Origin of the sequence: Pseudomonas sp., from assembly GCF_050739655.1 — a bacterium.
Taxonomy (GTDB): Bacteria; Pseudomonadota; Gammaproteobacteria; order Pseudomonadales; family Pseudomonadaceae; genus Aquipseudomonas.
In genome coordinates this window covers 1-3,532 of record NZ_JBOIBY010000235.1, presented here as the reverse complement: position 1 = coordinate 3,532, position 3,532 = coordinate 1, and the positions used below count along the sequence as shown (strand labels likewise).

Here is a 3,532-nt window from a genome sequence, read left to right as displayed (position 1 = left end):
GGGTCACCAGTTGCTCGTCCGGGGTTGCCGCCTTCCAGCGTCGCTGCGCCTTGAGCGTCTTCTCATGCTCCTTGTTGAGATCGTCACTCAACTTGTTGATGCGCTGATCTTTGGCATCTGCATTGGCGCGGGCGTCACGGATGGCGGAGCGGAGCTCGTGGCGCGACATGTGCTCCACGTCATCGAGCGTCAGGCCCTTGGTTTCGCCCTCGGTGGCCAGTTTGGTGAACTGCTCGTCAGGCAGTGACAGAAGCTCGATCAGGCGGCTTTGGCTCTTGGTGGCCGCCATCAAATCCCTCGCATGCGAGGGATTTGGCAGGCAGGCTACCCTGCGGGCTGCCTCAATCATTCGGCGGGCCTGCTCTTGGCCAAGGCCAAGTCGATCCAGTAGCCCATACCATTCGCCATGTACCGCGCATTCGCGAGCCACCACCAGGTAGCGCCCTGCGCGCAGGAAGGCTTCGCAGCCACGACGTAGTTCACCGCGAATGGCGGCCTCGTAATGGTCCGGGTGCCACGGCAGGCCGTCGCCGAACTGGTCCACAACCTCGTTCTGGTGCTCACCGAGCGTTACCAGTTCCTGCGTGCGTTCGGCAAGCTTGTCGGCGTCGAGCTGGGGGCCGACCACTTCGGCCTGAGCAACGGGCTTGGCGCCGCGCTTGCTGGGTTGCTTCTCTGTCATGTCGATCCTCGTCATCAGTTGGGGCTACGGCTGTAGCGATTGCGGAAGTCGTCCAGCGCCCGCTCTTCGCGAGCCACCTCGGTCTGGTGCGCCAGGGCGATCTGGACAATTCGGGGGGAAAGGCGCCAGTTGTCCTGGTCTTGGGGCGTGCGCTCGGCCAGGCCGTCTTCACCCAGACGCTGTAGGTTGCGCAGCGTGGTGCTGGGCGATTCACCGATCCCGTCGGCGATCTGTTTCAAGCGAAGGCCATTGCGGCTATGGCCGGACAGGGCGAACAACAGGCGGGCGAAGATGCTCTGCTCGCTCACGGGAGCACCTCCGTGCGGGAGGAATCGCCGTTGGTAGGATGCGAGGTGCCAACCAACACACCCAAACCAACGGAGATTCCAAATGCAATCGGAACGAATTTTTGAACAAGCCGTGCAACTTGCCGCAGCGTTTGTTTCAAACGGCGACATACGCCTGAGCGGGAACACCCGCGAGGATTCCGATGCGCAGGCGATGCTTGCCGATCTGATCCCGTCGCTGTATCAGACCCTGCTGCGGGCGCGCGAGCAGGCTGTGCGGCGTACTGAGAAGTAAGCGGGGTGTAGACGATCCGGCCACCTTGCCCGGTGGCCGGATCGAGCCGCCGATAGGTGGTGGTGCCGGGGGTGCTCATGCGGCCGCTCCCTGCTGGCGACGGGCCAACTCCTTCCTGACGCGCTCAAAGCGACGCTCGGCGGCATTGACGGCGCCCGCCCACGGCAGGGTGTCGGACAGGGGGGCATCGGAGCTTGCGACCTTCCGCCAGTTGGCCGTCGCGGTGTTGTACTGGTCGCGCGCCGAGGCGAGCAGCAGCTCCAGTTCGCGGATGGACAGTTCGTCCAGGGGCTGGCCGGGGGTGTTCATGCCGCCTCCTTCAGGCCAGCAGCCTTCAGGATGCTGGCGCGCATGGCGCGACCCTTGGGGCCGGCCCAAGTGCCGTAGATCGCCTGGCGCGCTGCGCTGGGGTGGATGCTGCGCTGGCGGCACCAGGCGGCCAGCGTGGTGTTCTGGAGCAGGAGGGCGGCACGTACCTTGATCATCAAGTCGTGCCCGGGGGGCAAAGGCTGAACCATGTCGTATCCTTGCGGTGACGTTTAAACCGGACGGGATAAGTCTTGTGCATTCAAATGCACAAGTCAAGGGATTTGTGTGCATCTAGATACTCACGCAGGAACGCGCATGAAAGAGCTCCGCGAGGCTTTGGGCTGGTCGCAGGCTCAGGCGGCGGCGCTAGTTGGCGTCCGCCGCGAGATGTGGGCTAAGTACGAAGCGGGCTCGGAGCCAGGGGCGAAGGTGCTAGGGGCCCTGACAGCCGCCGGATGGGATGTTCTCTACATCCTGTCAGGTCACCGTAGCGGGATCTCGGTTGATGACTCATCAACGGGATTGCTCAGCCCTCGAGAGGCCGCTCTTGTTGACAACTACAGAAACAGTCCGGAGGACGCGAAGGCGGCCCTAGACAAGACGAGCGCTGCGTTCGCGCAACCGAGGTCGCTGATCAAGCAAGCAAGGCTTCAATCGAATAAGTAGACCGGCCAGCACATGTCGAAATGGACAACACAGCCAAGGAGGAAGTTCATGAGTAGTCGAGCCAAGTTGACGATCATCCGTACCCAGAGTTGCTATCCGGTTTTTCGGGGATTCATAGGCTTTGCAGCTTTTGTTGGTTACATCGCTGCTGCATTGATATTGCTAGCTGCGCTCCTGGCGGGCAACAGTGTTGACAGGGGTAGCGGGATAGGCGCATTGGCAGTTGGAGTCATTGCGTCCTTTGTCATGGTGCTTCTAACAATCGCATTGAAAGAGGCCAGCTTGATGCTTGCTGATATCGCTGATTGCGCCATATGGGAAGCATCACCCATGACCAACTCTGATTCACCGATCGAAACAGAGAGTCCTGATAGCCATTCGGAAGATTCGCGATGGGAGGAGACGCTCGGGGGCCTTATGAGAAAGGACTCTCGGGGCGACACCAACCGTCCGTGAACAGCACTTTCCTCACCGCCCTGATCGCAGCCGGTGCCGCACTGCTCGGGTCAGCTGTCGCGCAGTTCGGGCCGCTGCTCCAGCAATGGCTTTCCAGGCGTCATGAACGTCGCGCCTTGCTGCGGCAGCGGTACGAGCAAATGGCCACGCTGGCTTCGGATCTTTCCATCCACATGGCGCGAGTAGTAGAGACCTCAGTTCAAGCAGGGCCTCGATCGGAAGGGTCGGAGCTGGCACAAGCTGCCACTCAAATGCAGACACTGGCGTTGCTGTACTTTCCGGAATTGAAGGCGTCGGTTGACGAACTGCAGAGGGCGTCCATTGCGCTGGAATCTGCATTCTTCCGATCCAGTGTCGAAGATGCCAAGGCTGCGCTGGAACCTTTCCTTCAAGCCAAACGTGCGGCTTTCCAGGCGATCGAGCAGCACGCCGAGCGCTACGCTCGGCGCTAGTCGGATCGCCCTTCCTGGGCACTAGAACGATTCCGGCTGGGCGATGGCCCGCGTCGCCCACATGAGCCCGGTCTGCAGCTCCGTCCTGGCGATAGCCAGGGCGCGCTTGTCGATGCCCGGGATATCGCCCAGGGCTTCGAGCAGGCGGCCGATCTCGGTCCCTTTGTCCTTGATCGCGTTGATACCGTCGATCTCCGCTTGGGCGAGTTCCCGATAGCCTTTGATCTTGCGGTGCTGGTTGTCCATGACGCCTCCTGGTTGAAGGCCCACTCTCCCGCGCGCGCGGGGAGAATTCCTCGAAACCAGTTTCAAAGACGCTGCCCTAACGGATAGGGAGACTGGCGCCATCGATTTGTTGCGCCCGGTGGTGCAACGGGCCGGCGGC

At 61.7% G+C, this 3,532-nt stretch carries 9 protein-coding genes; 4 read left to right on the top strand and 5 right to left on the bottom strand.

The window, feature by feature from the left end; all coding sequences use genetic code 11:
- Both ACRESJ_RS11750 and ACRESJ_RS11745 read right to left on the bottom strand, forming a co-directional pair.
- Positions 1-682 (bottom strand): hypothetical protein (locus tag ACRESJ_RS11750; RefSeq protein ID WP_431758033.1); only part of this gene is annotated, 682 nt, incomplete at its 3' end.
- 14 nt (positions 683-696) lie between these two features.
- Positions 697-990, bottom strand: a complete 294-nt coding sequence (locus ACRESJ_RS11745; RefSeq protein ID WP_431601243.1) for a helix-turn-helix domain-containing protein — start codon at positions 988-990, stop codon at positions 697-699.
- A gap of 82 nt (positions 991-1,072) precedes the next feature.
- Here ACRESJ_RS11745 and ACRESJ_RS11740 point away from each other — a divergent pair, with 82 nt between their 5' ends.
- Complete coding sequence (locus tag ACRESJ_RS11740; protein WP_431601244.1) at positions 1,073-1,264, top strand: hypothetical protein; 192 nt, start codon at positions 1,073-1,075, stop codon at positions 1,262-1,264.
- 75 nt (positions 1,265-1,339) lie between these two features.
- Here ACRESJ_RS11740 and ACRESJ_RS11735 read toward each other — a convergent pair whose 3' ends face one another.
- Positions 1,340-1,573, bottom strand: a complete 234-nt coding sequence (locus tag ACRESJ_RS11735) for a hypothetical protein (RefSeq protein ID WP_431601245.1) — start codon at positions 1,571-1,573, stop codon at positions 1,340-1,342.
- Positions 1,570-1,782: a hypothetical protein gene (locus ACRESJ_RS11730; protein WP_431758032.1), complete on the bottom strand. Its 213-nt coding sequence runs from the start codon at positions 1,780-1,782 to the stop codon at positions 1,570-1,572. Before ACRESJ_RS11730 ends, ACRESJ_RS11735 begins: the two co-directional genes overlap by 4 nt.
- 106 nt (positions 1,783-1,888) lie before the next feature.
- On the opposite strand from ACRESJ_RS11730, the gene ACRESJ_RS11725 reads away from it, so the two are divergent.
- Genes ACRESJ_RS11725 through ACRESJ_RS11715 form a run of 3 tightly spaced genes read left to right on the top strand, consistent with a single transcriptional unit; the run spans position 1,889 to position 3,147 of the window.
- Complete coding sequence (locus ACRESJ_RS11725; RefSeq protein ID WP_431601247.1) at positions 1,889-2,239, top strand: helix-turn-helix domain-containing protein; 351 nt, start codon at positions 1,889-1,891, stop codon at positions 2,237-2,239.
- A 48-nt stretch (positions 2,240-2,287) separates the two neighbouring features.
- A complete protein-coding gene (locus ACRESJ_RS11720; protein ID WP_431601248.1) occupies positions 2,288-2,695 on the top strand; it encodes a hypothetical protein in 408 nt (135 codons plus the stop codon).
- Positions 2,692-3,147, top strand: coding sequence for a hypothetical protein (locus ACRESJ_RS11715; protein ID WP_431601249.1), 456 nt, complete (start codon positions 2,692-2,694; stop codon positions 3,145-3,147). The genes ACRESJ_RS11720 and ACRESJ_RS11715 overlap by 4 nt, the downstream gene beginning before the upstream one ends.
- Positions 3,148-3,168: 21 nt before the next feature.
- Here ACRESJ_RS11715 and ACRESJ_RS11710 read toward each other — a convergent pair whose 3' ends face one another.
- Positions 3,169-3,393 carry a DUF7681 family protein gene (locus ACRESJ_RS11710; protein ID WP_431601250.1) on the bottom strand — a complete coding sequence of 75 codons (225 nt, stop codon included), beginning with the start codon at positions 3,391-3,393 and terminating at the stop codon, positions 3,169-3,171.
- Positions 3,394-3,532 lie beyond the last annotated feature (139 nt).